This window comes from Streptomyces sp. NPDC006261 (assembly GCF_040613515.1).
Taxonomy (GTDB): Bacteria; Actinomycetota; Actinomycetes; order Streptomycetales; family Streptomycetaceae; genus Streptomyces.
This window is the reverse complement of the sequence record NZ_JBEXSI010000029.1, coordinates 20,397-37,426: the sequence shown is the minus strand read 5'-3', so window position 1 is coordinate 37,426 and position 17,030 is coordinate 20,397. Positions and strand designations below refer to the sequence as shown.

Annotated in this window: 17 protein-coding genes; 5 read left to right on the top strand and 12 right to left on the bottom strand. The window is 71.3% G+C overall.

What is annotated here, in order from left to right; genetic code table 11:
* Positions 1–65: 65 nt before the first annotated feature.
* Positions 66–626 (top strand): PPA1309 family protein, encoded by a 561-nt coding sequence (locus ABZ154_RS20265; RefSeq protein WP_356834463.1) that lies wholly within the window; start codon positions 66–68, stop codon positions 624–626.
* A 30-nt stretch (positions 627–656) separates the two neighbouring features.
* Here the strand turns inward: ABZ154_RS20265 and ABZ154_RS20260 are convergent, their stop codons facing one another.
* The 3 genes from ABZ154_RS20260 to ABZ154_RS20250 all read right to left on the bottom strand — a co-directional run bounded on the left by ABZ154_RS20260 (position 657) and on the right by ABZ154_RS20250 (position 3,893).
* A complete protein-coding gene (locus ABZ154_RS20260; RefSeq protein WP_356834461.1) occupies positions 657–1,760 on the bottom strand; it encodes a PDZ domain-containing protein in 1,104 nt (367 codons plus the stop codon).
* 401 nt (positions 1,761–2,161) lie between these two features.
* Positions 2,162–2,623 carry a molybdenum cofactor biosynthesis protein MoaE gene (locus ABZ154_RS20255; protein ID WP_356834459.1) on the bottom strand — a complete coding sequence of 154 codons (462 nt, stop codon included), beginning with the start codon at positions 2,621–2,623 and terminating at the stop codon, positions 2,162–2,164.
* A gap of 112 nt (positions 2,624–2,735) precedes the next feature.
* The gene (locus ABZ154_RS20250; protein WP_356834456.1) at positions 2,736–3,893 is read right to left on the bottom strand and encodes an SDR family oxidoreductase; all 1,158 of its coding nucleotides are present in this window, start codon (positions 3,891–3,893) and stop codon (positions 2,736–2,738) included.
* Positions 3,894–4,083: 190 nt separating this feature from the next.
* Between ABZ154_RS20250 and ABZ154_RS20245 the strand changes: the two genes are divergently transcribed.
* On the top strand, positions 4,084–5,523 hold the full coding sequence (locus ABZ154_RS20245) for a zinc-dependent metalloprotease (RefSeq protein ID WP_356834454.1): 1,440 nt from the start codon (positions 4,084–4,086) through the stop codon (positions 5,521–5,523).
* Positions 5,520–6,062, top strand: coding sequence for an NUDIX hydrolase (locus ABZ154_RS20240; protein ID WP_356834452.1), 543 nt, complete (start codon positions 5,520–5,522; stop codon positions 6,060–6,062). Before ABZ154_RS20245 ends, ABZ154_RS20240 begins: the two co-directional genes overlap by 4 nt.
* Before the next feature lie 77 nt (positions 6,063–6,139).
* Here ABZ154_RS20240 and ABZ154_RS20235 read toward each other — a convergent pair whose 3' ends face one another.
* From ABZ154_RS20235 to ABZ154_RS20220, 4 genes are all read right to left on the bottom strand, one after another.
* Positions 6,140–6,895 carry an AIM24 family protein gene (locus ABZ154_RS20235; RefSeq protein ID WP_356834450.1) on the bottom strand — a complete coding sequence of 252 codons (756 nt, stop codon included), beginning with the start codon at positions 6,893–6,895 and terminating at the stop codon, positions 6,140–6,142.
* A gap of 18 nt (positions 6,896–6,913) precedes the next feature.
* Positions 6,914–7,594 carry an AIM24 family protein gene (locus tag ABZ154_RS20230; RefSeq protein WP_356834448.1) on the bottom strand — a complete coding sequence of 227 codons (681 nt, stop codon included), beginning with the start codon at positions 7,592–7,594 and terminating at the stop codon, positions 6,914–6,916.
* 12 nt (positions 7,595–7,606) lie between these two features.
* Positions 7,607–9,226: a TerD family protein gene (locus ABZ154_RS20225; protein WP_356834447.1), complete on the bottom strand. Its 1,620-nt coding sequence runs from the start codon at positions 9,224–9,226 to the stop codon at positions 7,607–7,609.
* A 138-nt stretch (positions 9,227–9,364) separates the two neighbouring features.
* Positions 9,365–9,946: a M48 family metallopeptidase gene (locus ABZ154_RS20220; protein WP_356834555.1), complete on the bottom strand. Its 582-nt coding sequence runs from the start codon at positions 9,944–9,946 to the stop codon at positions 9,365–9,367.
* A gap of 297 nt (positions 9,947–10,243) precedes the next feature.
* On the opposite strand from ABZ154_RS20220, the gene ABZ154_RS20215 reads away from it, so the two are divergent.
* Both ABZ154_RS20215 and ABZ154_RS20210 read left to right on the top strand, forming a co-directional pair.
* Positions 10,244–11,389: a ThiF family adenylyltransferase gene (locus ABZ154_RS20215; protein ID WP_356834553.1), complete on the top strand. Its 1,146-nt coding sequence runs from the start codon at positions 10,244–10,246 to the stop codon at positions 11,387–11,389.
* 64 nt (positions 11,390–11,453) lie between these two features.
* On the top strand, positions 11,454–12,932 hold the full coding sequence (locus ABZ154_RS20210) for an AarF/ABC1/UbiB kinase family protein (protein ID WP_356834445.1): 1,479 nt from the start codon (positions 11,454–11,456) through the stop codon (positions 12,930–12,932).
* 5 nt (positions 12,933–12,937) lie between these two features.
* Here ABZ154_RS20210 and ABZ154_RS20205 read toward each other — a convergent pair whose 3' ends face one another.
* The 5 genes from ABZ154_RS20205 to ABZ154_RS20185 form a co-directional block, all read right to left on the bottom strand.
* A complete protein-coding gene (locus ABZ154_RS20205) occupies positions 12,938–13,141 on the bottom strand; it encodes a hypothetical protein (protein WP_327220451.1) in 204 nt (67 codons plus the stop codon).
* 182 nt (positions 13,142–13,323) lie between these two features.
* Positions 13,324–13,683: a hypothetical protein gene (locus tag ABZ154_RS20200; RefSeq protein ID WP_356834443.1), complete on the bottom strand. Its 360-nt coding sequence runs from the start codon at positions 13,681–13,683 to the stop codon at positions 13,324–13,326.
* The gene (locus ABZ154_RS20195) at positions 13,680–14,048 is read right to left on the bottom strand and encodes a WhiB family transcriptional regulator (RefSeq protein ID WP_015611216.1); all 369 of its coding nucleotides are present in this window, start codon (positions 14,046–14,048) and stop codon (positions 13,680–13,682) included. Before ABZ154_RS20195 ends, ABZ154_RS20200 begins: the two co-directional genes overlap by 4 nt.
* A gap of 164 nt (positions 14,049–14,212) precedes the next feature.
* Positions 14,213–14,539: a hypothetical protein gene (locus ABZ154_RS20190; RefSeq protein ID WP_356834441.1), complete on the bottom strand. Its 327-nt coding sequence runs from the start codon at positions 14,537–14,539 to the stop codon at positions 14,213–14,215.
* 167 nt (positions 14,540–14,706) lie between these two features.
* Positions 14,707–16,929 carry an ATP-dependent DNA helicase UvrD2 gene (locus ABZ154_RS20185; RefSeq protein WP_356834439.1) on the bottom strand — a complete coding sequence of 741 codons (2,223 nt, stop codon included), beginning with the start codon at positions 16,927–16,929 and terminating at the stop codon, positions 14,707–14,709.
* Positions 16,930–17,030 lie beyond the last annotated feature (101 nt).

The window sequence follows — 17,030 nt, the reverse complement described above, 5'->3', positions numbered from 1 at the left end:
TATGCAACTTACTGAAGCTTTACCTAGTTCCCGATACCGGGGCCGAAGGAGGCAGGATATTGCCCATGCCCAACGTTTCCCCCTCAGGACCCCCGATGGCAGCGAGCCCGCTCACCGTCGCCGTCCTGGAAATCGACGCCTATGCCTCCACTCTCGGCTGGGACCAGCCCGCCCGGCTGTTCGCCCTGGTCGACACCGCCCGGCTGCGGGTCCAGGAGCCGGGCCTCGCCGCCCAGCTCGGGCTGGACGACGCCGCCTCCACGACCTCTTCCCTCACACCGATCGAGCAGGAGGAGCTGCCCGCCGGTACCGCCCTGGACGATTTCCTCGGAACCATCGCCTGGCCCGACTCCGTGGCCGGCTGCGCCATGACCGTGGAACGGCTGATGCTGCCGCCGTCGGCCGAGGCCTCCGTACCGGAGGGGCTCAGCGACAAGCAGCTCACCCAGTGGGTCGCCAAGCACCCCGACCGGCAGGAGGTGCGGATGACCGTGGCCGTGCTGCGGGACGGGGCGCGCGACTCCGCCGTACGGCTGCGCGAGAAGGACTCCCCCACCGAGGTGCTGACCGGAGCGGGTCTGGTGCCGGGGCTGGCCGAGGCCCTCGCGGCGACGTTCGAGTCCTGACGGCCCGTCGTCCGCTTACCCGACGCGCTGTCAGCCTGCCGAGCAGCTCGGCAGCGCGTCGGTCTTCCCGGCGCTGATCTGCTCCAGCGACGTCCTGGCGTCGTCGAGGGTCTTGACCCGGACCAGGGTCAGCCCGTCCGGGGTGTCCGATGCGGCCGAGGCGCAGTTGTCGTCGGGCGTGAGGAAGTAGCGGGCGCCCGCTTCGCGGGCCCCGACGAGCTTCATGTTGATCCCGCCGATCGGGCCGACCTTGCCCGCGTCGTCGATGGTTCCGGTGCCGGCGACGAACTTCCCGCCGGTCAGATCGCCCGGGGTGAGCTTGTCGATGATGCCCAGGGAGAACATCAGCCCGGCGCTGGGGCCGCCGACGTCCGCGAGCTCGATGTCGATGTCGAACGGGAACGTGTGGTCGGTCCCGGCCCTGATCCCGACGACCGCCCGGTCCTTGCCGCCCTTCTCCGCGGGGGGCGCCTTCTCGGTGGTGATGGTGATCTTCCGGCTGCCCTCGGGGGCCCGGCCGGCCTTTTCGGCGGCGGCCGCTTCCTTCGCCGGGACGATGGTGAAGGTGACGTCCTCGCCGGGCTGGTGCTGGGTGACGAGCTCGGCGACGTCACCGGGCTCCTCGACCGCGGTGCCGTCCACAGCCTTGATCACGTCACCCGCGTGCAGCTTGCCCTCGGAAGGGGTGCCCTTGACCACGGTGGAGACCACGACCTGGGTGGCGACCGGGATGTCCAGCTCCTTCAGGGCGGCGACCTTGGCGCTCTCCTGGGACTGGCTGAACTCCTCGGCGTTCTCCTGGGTGGACTGCTCCTCGGTCTTGCCGTCCGGGTAGAGCGTGTCGTGCGGTACGACGATGCTGTCGTGGGCCAGCCAGCCCCAGACGGCCTGGCCCAGGTTCATCCGGTAGTCCGCTCCGGTGACGCGGACCGTCGTCATGTTGAGGTGCCCGGACGTCGGGTAGGTCTTGCGACCGGTGATCCGCAGGACCGGCTCGCCACGCGCTTCGCCCAGGGTGTTCACCGTCGGTCCGGGAGACATCTCGGAATACGGGACTTTGATCAGCAGGCCTGCGCAGAACAGCACGATGAGGATGAGGGCGGAGGCGAACATCGTCGCGGTGCGGCGTGGCATGGAACGACAGTACGGGAAGGGCCTGTGCGTCCACCCCCGGGGCCGGTCCGTCCGGGGCCCGGCGAAAACGCGGCGGAAAGGTGGTCACGCGGCGTTCGACGGCCTCAGAGAGCCTCGGAACCGGAGTGCGATTTCTCCATCGCGTCACGGAACCTGGCATACCCGGCGAGTTCGGTGACATCGCCGGTCGTGCGGTTGCGAGCAGCCCAGCTCGCCCATATCGCACCGCCGACAGCAGCGAAAAGTGGAATCAACAGCCAAGCGAGTGCCGCCATCACGACCTCCCTACCTCATGAGCGACCGAGTGATCGATCTGCAGGTTAACGATCCGGAAGACCAACGCTCACGGCAGGGGTGCGGTTACGCAAATCGGGGCTGATGCGCTCCGGTCCGGTTTGCGCTCAGCAGGCCCCGACCCACTCCTCCGTGCCGTCGGAGAAACGCTGGTGCTTCCAGATCGGAACCTCGTGCTTGAGGTCGTCGATGAGCTTGCGGCAGGCCGCGAAGGCCTCCGCCCGGTGCGGACAGGCGACGGCGACGACCACCGCCAGATCGCCCACCTCCAGTTCACCCACCCGGTGGACGGCGACGAGGCCGCGGACCGGGAAGTCGGCGACGACCTTCTCCGCCACTCGGCGCAGTTCGTCCTGGGCGGAGGGGTGGCAGGAGTAGCCGAGCGCCCCGACGTCCTGTCCGCTGTCGTGATTGCGCACGGTGCCGACGAAGAGGGCGATGCCGCCCGCGGCGTCGTCCCCGACAGCACGGAAGACCTCGTCGACGGAGAGTTCGCTCTCCCGGATCGCCAGCAGCCGGATGGGGTCCGAAGCCGCCTGCTCGCCGGGGTGGTCCTGGGTGCGTGCCATGCCCCCATCGTGCCGTACGGCACCGACATCGCGGAATTGCCTGTTCGACCGGCGGACGCACGGCCGCGTTGGAGCCTCCTACAGACGGCTTCCGGCGCCCCGCGGGCGCAGTTCAGATGCGACGCCGGGCCTTACGCGCCCGGCGGACGAGGGCCGCCGTACCGAGCAGGGCGACCGTGGCACCGGCGGCGGTGGCCGTGGCGGCGGTGGCGTCCTTGCGGCCGAGGCGGCGTCCGGCGAGCGTGTGGCGTCCCTCGACCTCTTCGAGAAGCGCCCGGAGGACCTCCTCGTTGGTCCACCTGGGCCGCCACCCCGCGTCGTGCAGCCGGCTCACGCTGACCACCCAGGGGTGCATCGTGTACGCCAGGTCACCGGCCGGCGACGGGGTGAGTCCGATGCGGTGCAGCCGGGCAGCCGCCCCCAGGGCGACGGCGGAGGGCAGCTCCATCCGGCGTACGCCGCTGAGCTCCTCGACCTCCTCCTGTTCGAGCCAGCCGTCGCAGCCGACCGCGAACTCGCCGTCGATCTTCTCCAGGGCTGCGTACTCCAGGGCTGTCACCAGGTCCTCGACATGGCAGAACTGCCAGGTGGGGCGGGAACCGGCGACAACCAGGAGACGCGGTGACTCGAAGTAGCGGGTCAGCGCGGTGTCCGTGCCGCCGACCAGGACGGTGGGGCGTACGACGGTGACGTTGAGCCCGGGGTGGGCGCGGGGGGCGCGGCGGCCGAGCCGTTCGATCTCCAGGAGGTCGCCGACCCCGGTGGCCTCGGCGGTGGCCCGCAGTTCGGCGTCCTCGGAGAGCGGCACATCGTTGTCGGGCAGGGCCCCGTAGACCATCGCCGAGGTGCACAGGACGACCCGGTGGACCCCGGCGGCCGCCGCGGCGGTGAGCACGGTCTGGGTGCCCCGCACGTTGTACGCGGTCCGGGCGGCGGGGTCGGTCTCCAGGTCGAGGTCGAGCGCCAGGTGCACGACGACGTCCGCGCCGCGCAGCTTCTCCGCGATGGCCGGGTCGCGTACGTCCAGGATGTGCCAGGTCGCCTCGGACACCTCTCCGCGGCGTTCGTCGATCGCGATGACCTGCTTGATCTCGTCGGATGCGGCGAGGCGGGCGGTCAGCAGCTCACCGACGCCGGTCGCGGCACCGGTGACCGCGACGACGGGGCCCCGGTTTCGCTGGCTCCTGGGTCGTTTCTTCTCGAGTGTGCTTTCGGGCGGGGGGTCGGTCAGGTTTCGCGCTGCGCGAACCTGCGGATCTGGGGAACTCACCGGGCGTCTCCAGCGGTTGTCTTCAGTACGTACCCGCATGACGCGTACGTACCAGGTGGCGTCCATCCTGCCGCAGGCCGGGAGTCGGCGGAGCACTGAGCCTCGAAGCGGGCGTGGTGTCTACGCTGGATGGTGATGTCGGGCAGTCGCCGTCGGTTCGAGCCGGCGGCCCTACGAGCCGAGGAAACCCGTGAGTGACACCCCATTCGGATTCGGCCTTCCGCCGGAGGAGCCGGAGAACGGCGACGAGGGCAAGAAGAAGGACCCCACCGAAGGTGGGCAGAGCGCGGGCGGGGCCGGAGGCCCGTTCGGAATCGGGCCGGGGGCGGGCGGGGACAACCCGTTCGCCGCGATGTTCGGCGCGATGAACCCGAACGATCTCGGTGCGGCCTTCCAGCAGCTCGGCCAGATGCTGAGCTACGAGGGCGGTCCCGTGAACTGGGACATGGCCAAGCAGATCGCGCGCCAGACCGTCTCGCAGGGGACGGCCGACGGCACCAAGGACGCGAGTGTCGGCCCCTCCGAGCGGACGGCGGTCGACGAGGCGCTGCGGCTGGCCGACCTCTGGCTGGACGGCGTGACGTCGATGCCCTCCGGTTCGGTCTCCACCGTGGCGTGGAGCCGCGCGGAGTGGGTCGAGGCGTCGCTGCCGGCCTGGCAGCAGCTGGTCGACCCGGTGGCCGAGCGGGTGGGCCTGGCGATGGGCGATGTGCTGCCCGAGGAGATGCAGGCCATGGCGGGCCCGCTGATCGGCATGATGCGGTCGATGGGCGGCGCCATGTTCGGCCAGCAGATCGGGCAGGCCGTCGGCGTGCTGGCCGGAGAGGTGGTCGGCTCGACGGACATCGGGCTGCCGCTCGGCCCGGCGGGCAAGGCCGCGCTGCTCCCGCTGAACGTGGCGCAGTTCGGCAAGGACCTCAGCGTCCCGCAGGACGAGGTGCGGCTGTATCTGGCCCTGCGCGAGGCTGCCCACCAGCGGCTCTTCGCTCATGTGCCGTGGCTTCGCTCGCACCTGTTCGGTGCCGTCGAGGCGTACGCACGCGGTATCAAGGTCGACACCAGCAAGCTGGAGGACGTCGTAGGCCAGTTCGACCCCTCGAACCCCGAGCAGCTGCAGGACGCCCTTCAGCAGGGCATGTTCCAGCCCGAGGACACGCCTGAGCAGAAGGCCTCCCTGGCCCGCCTGGAGACGGCCCTGGCGCTCGTCGAGGGCTGGGTCGACGCGGTGGTCCACGAGGCCGCGAAGTCCCGGCTGACCTCGTCGGACGCCCTGCGCGAGACGATTCGCAGGCGCCGTGCCTCCGGTGGCCCGGCCGAGCAGACGTTCGCCACGCTCATCGGTCTGCAGCTGCGCCCGCGCCGGCTGCGGGACGCCTCGCGCCTGTGGGCCTCGCTCACCGACGCCCGGGGTCTGGAGGGCCGCGACGCCCTGTGGGCGCACCCGGACATGTTGCCGACGGCGCACGACCTGGACGATCCGGACGGCTTCGTCCACCACGAGCAGGCCGACTTCTCCGAGCTGGACAAGATGCTCGGCGAGGCCGCGAAGGGCCCGCAGAAGCCCGCCGAGAGCGACGAGGGCAAGCGCGAGGACGGCGAGGAAGACGGCAAGGACGGCCGCGACCGGTGACCCTGCGCGACGACGCCACCCTCGTACTGAGGGGTTACGCCCCCGGGGGCGAAGCCGGCGACGGCCAGGCGGAGCTGCGCCAGGCCTATCTGGACCATCTGGCGCTCCACGACGACGGCATGTGGAAGGCGTGCGGGACCGGTCATCTGACGGCCAGCGCCCTGGTGATCGATCCGGAGCGGGAGATGGTGCTGCTCACCCTGCACCGCAAGCTGCGGATGTGGCTCCAGATGGGCGGGCACTGCGAGCCGCAGGACACCTCCCTGGAGGCCGCGGCGCTCCGCGAGGCGACGGAGGAGTCCGGCATCACGGGACTCACCCTGCTCCCGGGCGGGCCGGTCCGGCTGGACCGGCACCCCATTCCGTCCCCCTGCACCTGGCACCTCGACGTGCAGTACGCCGCCCTGGCCCCCGCCGGTGCGGCGGAGCGGATCAGCGAGGAGTCCCTGGAGCTGCGCTGGTTCGGCTACGAGGACGTGGCCACGGTGGCCGACACCTCCGTCGTACGGCTGCTGGAGGCGACCCGCGCCCGGTTGTAGCCGCAGGCTGAACGGATGTGCGTAAGGGGCGGCCTCCATGGAGGCCGCCCCTTACCGCTGTGCTCTGCGACTGGAGATCAGTTCCAGGCGTTGTTCTGGTTCTGCCCGTGGGCTCCCTGCTGGCCCATACCGAACTGGGCGCGGGCGCCCTGGCCGATCTGGGCGTTCTGCGGGGGCATGACCTCACTCGGCTGGACCAGGGCGAAGCCCTGGCCGAGGAAGCTGAGCTCCCAGCCCTCACCGGTGTTGCCGCGGCGCCTGAAGACACCGCTGGAGTGCGTCTGGGCCTGCATCTGCACCCGCAGGGCGCTGGACCAGGCCACGATGGCGTCGGCGTCCACGTTGACGTACTTGTCGGGCGTGACCTGCATCATCAGGGGCTGGCCGGATGTCATGAGGGCGACCTTGCCGCTGCCGGTGATGTTGAGCTGGTACTTGCCGCTGCCGGAGATCCCGTACTGGCTGTCCACCGCGATGACCTCGGTGTGCAGCGAGGAGTCGAGCGCGAGGACGTAGGAGCTGTCCACGGTCATCCCCCCACGGTCGACGTCCACGACGTGGATGTACTGGGCGAGGTTGGCGAAGTAGACCGTGCCCTGACCGGACACCCGCATCAGGTCGAGGCCCTCCCCGGTGTGGGCGCGGGCGCGCCGCTGGCCCTGCGACTGGTACTCGCCGTCGAAGTCCATCAGCCCCTGGTAGGCGACCATGGCGCCCTTGCGGGCCAGGACGTCGTCCTGCCCGGTCAGTGCCACCCGCAGGAGCTGCGGGTTCTGGATCGTGTACCGGTCCTGGGACTGCTGCTCGGTGTAGCTGAAAAGCGGACTCTGCATGTGTGTGTTCCCCTCCCCTCAGTTCCGGATCCGCAGGCGGTCCGTACTGTCCTCGCTCGGCTGGACGACGACGACGCCCTCTCCGGAGAAGGCCATCTGGTACGCCTCCCCGCTGCCGCGGCCGATCAGCGCCCCGGCCTTGAAACTGCGCTTGCCCTTCACCTTGAGGTTCGTGGACCAGGCGACGAGGGCGTCCGGGTCGACGTACGTCTCGTCGTCGCCGCGTCCGCAGTCGACGACGATCGGGGTGCCCCGGGAGGTGATGGCCACCCATCCGGTGCCCTGGACGACGACGTTCCACAGCCCCTGTCCGGCGAACTTGGCCATCCCCTTGACCTTCTCGACACCCCAGGTGAGGTGCGCGTCGAAGGCGAGGAGATTGGTGCCGTTGACCGAGATCGCCTCGTTGTTCAGGTTGATGACGACCACGTCGGCGCCGTAGTCGGCGAGGTAGAGCAGTCCGTCGCCGGAGCACTTCATGACGGGTGCGCCCTCGCCGGTGATCCACTGGGAGGCGATCTGCCGGGCGGCGGGCGGGTTGGGCTCGTACTGGATGAACCCTTCGTACGCCACCATGGAACCGGTGCGCGCGTAGAGGTCGTGCCCGGAAGCCATGGCGACCTTGAGCATGGCCGAGCCGTGGTTCTCCATACGGGCCGTGACGGGGGTCGGGGCGAAGCCCGCGAGTTGCTGGTTCATGACGGGCTCCCTTTAGACCTCGTAGGGCTGGACGACGATGAAGTTGCCGGGGGCTCCCCGGAACTGGAGGTTCACGGTCTCCCCGCTGTGTCCCGGGTAGGCGTTGCGGCGCAGCCGGACCTGACTGGAGACGATCACCTGGGAGGCGGCCGACCAGGCCACCACCGCGTTGCAGTCGGCGAACGTGGTAGGGGTGACCGGCAGGACGACCGGGGTGCCGTGGGTCTTGATGATCACGGTGCCGGTGCCCTGGAACTGCATGGTGAACAGGGCGCCGCCGGGGATGCCGTGCCCCTCGACCCGGCGGATCTCGTACTGGAGGGACTCGTCGAAGGCGAGGACGCTCTCGGCGGAGACGCAGATGGCGTCGCCCTGGAGCTCGATGGGGTGCAGGTACGAGCCCTCCTCGGCGAGGAAGACCTGGCCGCGGCCGGTACAGCGCATCAGCTGCATCTCCTGGCCGGTGGCGTTGCCGACGGCCCGTCCGACGAAGCCGGCGCCCTTGTAGCCGAAATCGACCTTGCCCTGGTACATCACCATGCTGCCCTGGCGGGCCAGCACGCCGGCGCCGCCCATGGTCAGGTCGACCCGCATGAGCTGTTGGTTCTGCGGGGTCCAGCGCTGCCCGGTGGGGGTCTCCTTGTACAGCTGGAGGGCCGCCTGGAGCCCGGCGCCGGCCGCCGGAAGGCCCTGCGGCACACCGGCGGGCTGCTGCCCATAGGGGGGCGGGGCGCTCTGCCCGTACGGTGTCGGGGCCGGCTGGCCGTAGGGAGCGGGCGCGGGCTGGCCGTAGGGCGGCGTGGGCGGGACGCCCTGACCGGGGACCTGGCCGAACTGCGGCTGCGGGGGCGGCGGGAGCTGGTGGCCGGGCTGGCCGTACGGGGAGGGAGCCGAGGGCGCCTGCGGGGTGAGCGGCGCCGCGATCGTGGGCGCGGCGTGCATCGGCTGCTGCGGTGCGGCGGCGGGTGCGGGCGGTGCGCCGAAGGATGGCGCGGGCTGCGGGGCCGGAGGGGCGGGCGGTGCGCCGAAAGCCGGGGGCGCGGTGGCCTGGGCCGGCGGGGCGAAACCCGGGGCCGCCTGCGGGGCGGCCGGCGCCTCTTCCTCTTCGGCGACCTCGCCGCCGAAGTTCTTCAGGAGCGCGTCGAGACCGCCGTCGAACCCCTGGCCGACGGCGGCGAAGCGCCAGACGTCCTTCAGGTAGAAGTCACCGAGCATCACCGCGCGCTCGGTGGTGAACTCCGAGCCGGTGAAGGCGTATCTGACCACTTCTTCGCCGCCCGCGACGATCCGGATGTACCCGGGGCCGACCTGGGACATCTGTCCGGCACCGTCGAGCGTCGCGGTGAAGGAGAGCTTGTGGATACCGGCCGGGATGCGGTCGAGCGTGACACGGAAGGACTCGGTGTCGCCGGACTGCGCACCGAGGAGCTGAATCGACTCCTCGGGCGATTTCGGCTGGTTGAAGAAGATGAAATACCGGTCGTCCGAGAGCTGTTCGTCGGCATCCAGGCCGAAGCAGCTGATGTCGAAGGTCAGTCCAGGGGCGGCGATCTGCACACCTACGTACAGATCTGTCCCCGGTGTGAGATCACTGATCTTGGCCTTGTGGCCTCGTTGGAATTCCCTGGCCATACGTAACGACCGTCCCCCATCCCGAAGGTGAATGCGTCGCGTCAGGCTAGCCGCAAACCGCGACATCCGGCCAAGCCGGTACAGACCCGGTACAGAATCGCCGAACGCGGCTCACCGGAAGCGCCGCGCGGGCCGGTCTCACTCCTCGCGCGCGGCGGGCGGATGGGGCAGCTGAGCGGCCGCGACCACTCCTTCGAGGTAGCCACGGGCCCGCTCGGTGCGCGGATACGCCTCCAGCAGCCGCCAGAACCCCGGGCCGTGGCCGGGGACGAGCAGATGGGCCAGCTCATGGACCAGCACGTAGTCGACGACGTACTCCGGCATGCCCTGGAGCCGGCGCGAGAGCCGGATGCTGCCCTCGGCGGGGGTGCACGAGCCCCAGCGGGTGTTCTGGTTGGTCACCCAGCGGACGGATGCGGGCCTCGCCCTGCCGTCGAAGAACTGGGCGGACAGCCGCTCGGCCCGCTTCGTGAGCTCGGCGTCCCCGAGGACCCGCTTGCTCTCCTGGGCCGCGAGCTTGTCGAGCATCACGCCCACCCAGCGCCGCTCCTCCGCCTCCGACATCCGGGCGGGGATGAGCACGATCGTGCGGCCGCCCTCCCGGTACGCGGAGACCGACTTCCTGCGCCGGGTGCTCCGGCGGACCTCGACCGCGCTCGTCGCCGGGGCGCGGGGCACACGGGCGGCCGCGCCGGGCTGACAGCTCACGGCGCTGTGCATGGGGGTCTCCCCGGCGACGCCGGGTGACGGGTCTGCGGGCACGCCTCGACGTTACCCGCTGTCAGTGGGGGAAGTCCCGCCTCAAGGTCCGTTCGCCACCGATCCTCTCCACTCCCCGCACCTCGCTTCGCACCAAGCCGCACTATGGAATGACTAATCCCCCTACCTGTGGATAACTCCGAGCATGCTTCGTCGCGGTCGCGCATGCTGGCAACGGCTCGACGCGGCCGGGAATTATCCCGAGCACGCGGTCACGACACCGATAGGGGGAAAGCCGTGCGTCTCGGGGGAGAAGTCCTGCATCCGATGTTGAAGCCCGCGCTGCGCCGGGCATGGCGCGGGCGGAACACCGTGCAATTCGGGGTGACCCCCGCCCACGCCGTGACGCTCGGCCCGGTGGACATCGCGACGGGGAGCTTTCTGGAACTGCTCGACGGGACGCGCGGCCTGCCGCTGCTGCGGGACGAGGCCCGCAGCCTGGACCTGTCGGACCGCCATGTGGACATTCTCGTCCGGCGGCTGGCCGAGGCGGGCCTTCTCGACGATCCGCGGGCCGCCGGGCCGCAGGCCGATGTCCTGCGCCACCGGGCCGAGGTGATGGAGCGTCAACGTCCCGATGTCGCCTCGCTCTCCGTCGTCTACCCCGGGCCGGGCGAGGGGCTGCGCCGGATGGCGGCCCGGCGGGCGATGCGGGTCCAGGTGCGGGGCGCGGGCAGGGTCGGAGCGTCGATCGCCGCGGTGCTGTCCGGCTCGGGGGTGGGCCACGTGGAGGTGCTGGACGGGGGCCGGGCCGAGCCGGGGGACGTGGCACCGGCCGGACTTCCGCCCGCGGCCGTGGGGGAACGGCGCGACGCGGCGGCCCGTCGGCTCGTCCGCCGGGCCGCCGCCGGACCCGCGCCCCGGTCGACGGGGGCGGAGCGGGGCGCGGGCGATGGGCAGCCCGGCCTGTCGCTGATCGTCGTCGCGCCCCGGGACGGCCTCTCGGTCTACGCGCCGGTCCCGGACACCGCGGCTCCCTGGATCGCGTCGGGCACCCCTCATCTCTATGCGGGAGTCATCGAGGCCACCGGGGTGGTCGGGCCGCTCGTGCTTCCGGGCGGCACCGGCTGCGCGGGGTGTCTCGAGCTGCACCGCGCGGACCGGGATTCGCAGTGGCCACGGATGCTGGCGCAGTGGCGGTCCGGGCGGCGGGGTGTGGTGCCCGCCTGCGACCTGGGACTGGCCACAGCGGTGGCCGGGCTCGCCGCGGCCCATGCCCTGTCCTTCCTGGACGGGGAGCTGCCGGCCAGCACCGGGGCGCGCTGGGAGGCCGCGCTGCCCCTGCTGGACTGGCGGAGCGAGCGGATCGGCCCCCATGCCGACTGCTCCTGCGGGGCGGCCGAGCACGTCGAGGGGGAAGGGGCCTCCGGCTCCGTTCCGGCGCAGGACACAATGGCCGGGTGACCGCCGTCGCCGGAGAGATACCGTCGGCCCGAGCGGCACGGCAGTCTGGGAACTGGAGGGGCACATGTCTGATCTTCCCCGGAAGGCGGTTACGCGTACGGCCAGGCTGGCCGCGCTCCCGCTCGGCTTCGCCGGCCGTGCCACCTGGGGTCTGGGCAAGCGGATCGGCGGCAGGTCCGCCGAGCTGGTCGCCCGAGAGGTGCAGCAGCGCACGGCGGACCAGCTGTTCAAGACCCTGGGCGAGCTGAAGGGCGGGGCCATGAAGCTGGGCCAGGCCCTCTCCGTCTTCGAGTCGGCGCTGCCCGAGGAGGTCGCGGGCCCCTACCGGGCCGCGCTGACCAAACTCCAGGAGGCCGCGCCACCTCTGCCCGCCGCCACGGTCCACGCGGTGCTGGCCGAGCGGATCGGTGAGGACTGGCGGGAGTGCTTCCTGGAGTTCGAGGACAAGCCGTCGGCCGCCGCCTCGATCGGGCAGGTGCACCGGGGGGTGTGGCACGACGGCCGGAAGGTCGCTGTGAAGGTGCAGTATCCCGGGGCGGGCGAGGCGCTGCTCTCGGATCTCACCCAGCTCAGCCGCTTCGCCCGGCTGCTCGGCCCCCTGGTCCCGGGGATGGACATCAAGCCGCTCATCAAGGAGATGCGCGACCGGGTGTCGGAGGAGTTGGACTACGAGCTGGAGGCGCAGGCCCAGCGGGTCCACGCGGAGGAGTTCGCGGACGACCCCGATGTGGTGATCCCGGGGGTGGTGCACCAGTCCGACCAGGTGCTGGTGACGGAGTGGATGGACGGGGTGCCGCTGGCCGACGTCATCGCGGACGGTACGGCGGAGCAGCGGGACCGGGCCGGGCAGCTGCTGGCGCGTTTCCTCTTCTCGGGCCCGGCCCGCACCGGCCTGCTCCACGCCGACCCGCACCCGGGCAACTTCCGGCTGCTGCCCCCGGCGGAGACCCCGGACGGCTCGGACGGATCAAAGGCCCCGGGCGGCTCGGACGGCTCGGACGGCTCGGACGAAGGGAGTGCCGATGCCGGGCCATGGCGGCTGGGGGTGCTGGACTTCGGCACGGTGGACCGCCTTCCGGGCGGGCTGCCGGGGACCATCGGTGAATCCCTGCGGATGACCCTGGAGGGCGACGCGGCCGCGGTGTACGGGCTGCTGCGCGAGGAGGGCTTCGTGAAGGAGTCGATCGATCTGGAGCCGGACGAGGTGCTCGACTACCTGCTCCCGATCATCGAACCGGCACAGGTGGAGGAGTTCTCCTTCTCCCGGGGCTGGCTGCGGGACCAGGCGGCCCGGATCGCCGATCCGCGCTCCCCCGCCCACCAGCTCGGCAGGCAGCTGAACCTCCCGCCGTCCTATCTCCTGATACACCGGGTCACGCTCAGCACGATCGGGGTGCTGTGCCAGCTCGGTGCGGCGGTCCGGCTGCGGGACGAACTCGAAGCGTGGCTGCCGGGGTTCGTTGCGGAGAGCGGGGAGTCCGCGGAGCCCGAGTTCGCCCCGGAGAGGCAGGAGCCGGAGTCGGTCCCGGAGGGCGGCGCGTAGCCGGGTCACCACCAGAGTGAGTCGAGGCGGCTCTCGATCGCTCTGATGTGGAGGCGGGCGCAGGTCTCGCAGAAGTGGAGGCGGCGGCCGTCCTCCACGGAGGAGAGCCAGGTCACCGGGGCCGTCCCGCCCTCGGCGGCGGTGCCGCAGCGGGCACAGACCACCGGTCCAGCAGCCGGTTGTTCGGGGGGATGCGTGTCCTCGTCCACCTCGTGACGATATCCCCGCCCGGGACCCGGCAGCACAACGCACCGCGGGGCCGTCCTCGTTCGGACGGCCCCGCGGGCGGGTGGTGGCTCCTCACCGGGCAGAGCGGTTGCCCGGCGAGGAGCGGTGGTGCTCCGGCGTGGAGCCGTGATGCTCCGGCGTGGAGCGGAGAGGTGGGGGCCTCTCAGTGCATGACGGCCATGGCCAGCGCCCGACGGGCGCGCAGCGAGGCGCGCTCCGCTCGGCGCTGCATCTTGCGGGCGGCGACGAGGCGCACCGCTTGGCGGTCCACCTCGGCCTCCCGCAGACGGTCGTGCATATGCGCACGGGCCATGGCTTCTGGGATGAGTTGCATCTCGCGGGTCCTGTTCTGACGCGAGTCGTTCGCGCCGATGATGGTGACGTCGGGGGTCGCGGAGCCGACGGGCTCCTTCGTGGGGGTGATCATTGGTGCCTGATTCCGGGGGTCATGGGTCTGGGGACGGTCGATGGTTCCTAGGCGCAGCCACCGCGTGGGGGCGGGGGCGCCGCATTCGGCGGTCACGCTGCCACCGGGTTCTTGCGCGGACGGCCACGCGGCCGCTTGCGGGCCACGACGACACCCTGGACGAAGAGCTCGCCGCCCCAGACGCCCCACGGCTCGCGTCGCTCCTTGGCGCCGGCGAGGCAGGCCTCGACGAGCGGGCAGGTACGGCAGAGGGACTTGGCGTACTCGACGTCGGCCGGGGACTCGGCGAAGAAGACCTCCGGGTCGTACGAGCGGCAGGGAACGGGTACGCCCAGGTTCTCGATGGCGTCGTCGAGCGCGGTGAGCGCGGTGAGGGGGAGCAAGGTGGAGTCCTCCGTGGAGCCGGGCGGGGAGATCGAGTCGGACTGCGGTACTGACGGGGCGTGCGCTTCGAGTTGCACGGTGGGTGGTGTCCTCGTCTGGTCGTGCCGGCCTGTTGGCCGGTTGGCGGCTGGTACTGCTGGCCCGAGGCGCCTTCGGTGTGTCCCGTCCGTTCGGACAAAACAAAAGGGCCGCGGATCCCGAGTGGGGTTCCGCGGCCCTGAGGCGCCGGCCTGATGCTGGATCAGGCTGGATCGCTCCAGGGTTCAGGCCCACGGAAGGCCCACATCGTGTGGTGCTGCGTCTGCGTCTTGGCTCCGGCACCGGCTGCCGCAAAGGCATAGGCCTGAGCCTGTGCATCCTTCGCTACTGCTGCCGCCGGTGCCTCGATCGGTCGCTCATTGCGCTCCCGCATCACGGGGAGGCTCGCCAGGGACATCGGGCTGACGGCGGAGATGCCGGACAGACCGGTGGCGCGGAGCGAAGCAGCCGAGGAGCGGGCGAGGCCGAGCGAGCAGGCGGAGACGACCGAAAGACCGGTCATTTTCTGGGTTCCGATGATGCTGATCACTTCAATCGCCTCCTCTCGGCGTCTCGGGGGGACCGGCCGGAGCCGGTCCTGCGTATTCGGATAAGTACAGCACGGAATCAGGGCTTCAGAGAAGTCGCTGTTCCCGTGGTTAAGAACCTATGGTGACGACTGGGGCGGGCGCAAACTATTTTCTGGACGAGTTTTCCTCACCTCTCCCCGCCGCCCTCGTCCGACCCCTCACCGACCGTCTCACCTGCGCAGATGGCGAGTACATCGGCTCCGAAACGGGTCAGCTTCCGGTTCCCGACGCCGGCGATGACGACCAGCTCCCCCTCGGTGGACGGCACCGCCTCGGCGATGGCCATCAGCGTCTTCTCGGTGAAGACGCAGTAGTCCGGCTGGCTCAGCCGGGCCGCCTGGCCGGCGCGCCAGTCGAGCAGCCGGCCGTACAGCGCCTCGTCCATGTCGGACGGGCATTCCTCGCACCGCATCAGCTTCATCTCGCCCGCGTCGGTGAGGGTCCGGCCGCAGACCCGGCACCGCACCGGCCGCCGGGGCGTGGGCTCGACGGCCTCCGTTCGCTCAGCCGCCGCCGGGGCCCGGCCGGTCCCCCGGTCGATGCCTCCGCCGCCTCCGGCCCCGCCCCGGGCGCCGAGCGCCGTGGAGCCCGGGCGCAACCCGTTCAGGAACCGGCTGGGCCTGCGGCTCGCCCGTCCGCCGGGGGAACGCGCCAGGGACCAGGAGAGCGAGAGGTGGAGCCGGGCGCGGGTGACGCCGACGTACAGCAGGCGCCGCTCCTCCTCGACCTGCTCGTCGGTCCTGGCGTACGCGATCGGCATCATGCCCTCGTTCAGGCCGACCAGGAACACCGCGTCCCACTCCAGGCCCTTCGCCGAGTGCAACGAGGCCAGCGTCACCCCCTGGACCGTCGGGGCGTGCTGGGCGGCCGCCCGCTCGTCCAGCTCCCGGACCAGGTCGGTCAGGGTCGCCCCCGGCTTGGCCGCCTCGAAGTCCTCCGCCAGCCGCACCAGCGCGGCCAGCGACTCCCAGCGGTCGCGCACCGCCCCCGATCCGGCGGGCGGGCGGGTGGTCCAGCCCTTCGTGGAGAGCACCGCCCGCACCTGGGACGGCAGCCCTTCCGCCCCGTCGAGCAGCGAGTCGTTGCGCCCGGCTCGAGCGGCGCCGCGCAGGGCGGTGCCCGCCTCACGGACCTCGGCCCGCTCGAAGAACCGCTCGGCGCCGCGCAGCTGGTAGGCCACACCCGCGTCGGCGAGGGCCTGCTCGTAGACCTCGGACTGGGAGTTGACCCGGTAGAGGACGGCGATCTCACCGGCCGGGACACCCGCTGCGATCAGGTCGCGGATGCGACGGGCGGTGGCCTCGGCCTCGTGGGGCTCGTCGGGATACTCCGCGTAGACCGGTTCAGGGCCCTTGTCGCGCTGAGAGACCAGCTCCAGCCGGTGGTCGGCGGCCTTGCCGCGGGCCTGGCTCAGCAGGCCGTTGGCGAGATGGACGACCTGGGGGGTGGAGCGGTAGTCCCGGACCAGCTTGACCACCGTCGCGCCGGGGTGGCGGGTGCGGAAGTTCAGCAGGTGGTCGGGGGTGGCCCCGGTGAAGGAGTAGATCGTCTGGCTGGCGTCGCCGACGACACAGAGGTCGTCCCGGTCGCCGACCCAGAGGTCGAGCAGTCGCTGCTGGAGCGGGCTCACGTCCTGGTACTCGTCGACGACGAAGTGCTGGTACTGGCCGCGCACGTGGTCGGCGATGTCGTGCCGGTCCTGGAGGATGCCGACGGTGAGCAGGAGCACGTCCTCGAAGTCGATCACCGAACGGTCGCGCTTGAGCTGTTCGTAGGTGGAGTAGATCTGGGAGAGGACCGCGGGGTCGCGCGGGGCGTCCCGCCGGGTCTTCGCGACCGCGGCCGGATAGTCGGCGGGCACGGTCTGGGTGACCTTGGCCCACTCGATCTCGCTGGTGACGTCCCGCAGCTCGTTGCGGTCGAGCCGGAGCTCGCAGCGGGCGGCGGCCTCGGCGACCAGCTGCACCTTTCGCTCCAGCAGCCGCGGCAGCTCACCACCGACTGCTTTCGGCCAGAAGTACTGGAGCTGCCGGAGCGCCGCGGAGTGAAACGTCCGCGCCTGGACCCCGGTCGCGCCGAGCTGCCGGAGCCGTCCGCGCATCTCGCCGGCGGCCCGGTTGGTGAAGGTGACGGCGAGGATCGAGGCGGGCTGGAGGATGCCCGCGCGCACCCCGTACGCGATGCGGTGGGTGATCGCGCGGGTCTTGCCCGTACCCGCTCCGGCCAGCACGCACACCGGTCCGTGCAGGGCGAGAGCCACCTCGCGCTGCTCGGGGTCGAGCCCGTCGAGCACGGCGTCCGGGGTCTCGGGAACCTGCGGGAAGAGGGTGGAATGCGTTGCTGCTGTCACCCCGCCATGCTGCCAGGTCTCCTGGGGCGGACGCGGCGGTTGTCCACAGGGGTGAGGTATTCGTCGTACTGATGCGGGGGACACCGGGGCTGATGCAGGGG

Bases quoted from the DNA above. Each gene is read 5' to 3' on its own strand.
- ABZ154_RS20265 (WP_356834463.1), top strand. From the start codon at position 66: ATGCCCAACGTTTCCCCCTCAGGACCCCCGATGGCAGCGAGCCCGCTC.
- ABZ154_RS20260 (WP_356834461.1), bottom strand. From the start codon at position 1,760: ATGCCACGCCGCACCGCGACGATGTTCGCCTCCGCCCTCATCCTCATC.
- ABZ154_RS20255 (WP_356834459.1), bottom strand. From the start codon at position 2,623: ATGGCACGCACCCAGGACCACCCCGGCGAGCAGGCGGCTTCGGACCCC.
- ABZ154_RS20235 (WP_356834450.1), bottom strand. From the start codon at position 6,895: ATGCAGAGTCCGCTTTTCAGCTACACCGAGCAGCAGTCCCAGGACCGG.
- ABZ154_RS20230 (WP_356834448.1), bottom strand. From the start codon at position 7,594: ATGAACCAGCAACTCGCGGGCTTCGCCCCGACCCCCGTCACGGCCCGT.
- ABZ154_RS20225 (WP_356834447.1), bottom strand. From the start codon at position 9,226: ATGGCCAGGGAATTCCAACGAGGCCACAAGGCCAAGATCAGTGATCTC.
- ABZ154_RS20220 (WP_356834555.1), bottom strand. From the start codon at position 9,946: ATGCACAGCGCCGTGAGCTGTCAGCCCGGCGCGGCCGCCCGTGTGCCC.
- ABZ154_RS20210 (WP_356834445.1), top strand. From the start codon at position 11,454: ATGTCTGATCTTCCCCGGAAGGCGGTTACGCGTACGGCCAGGCTGGCC.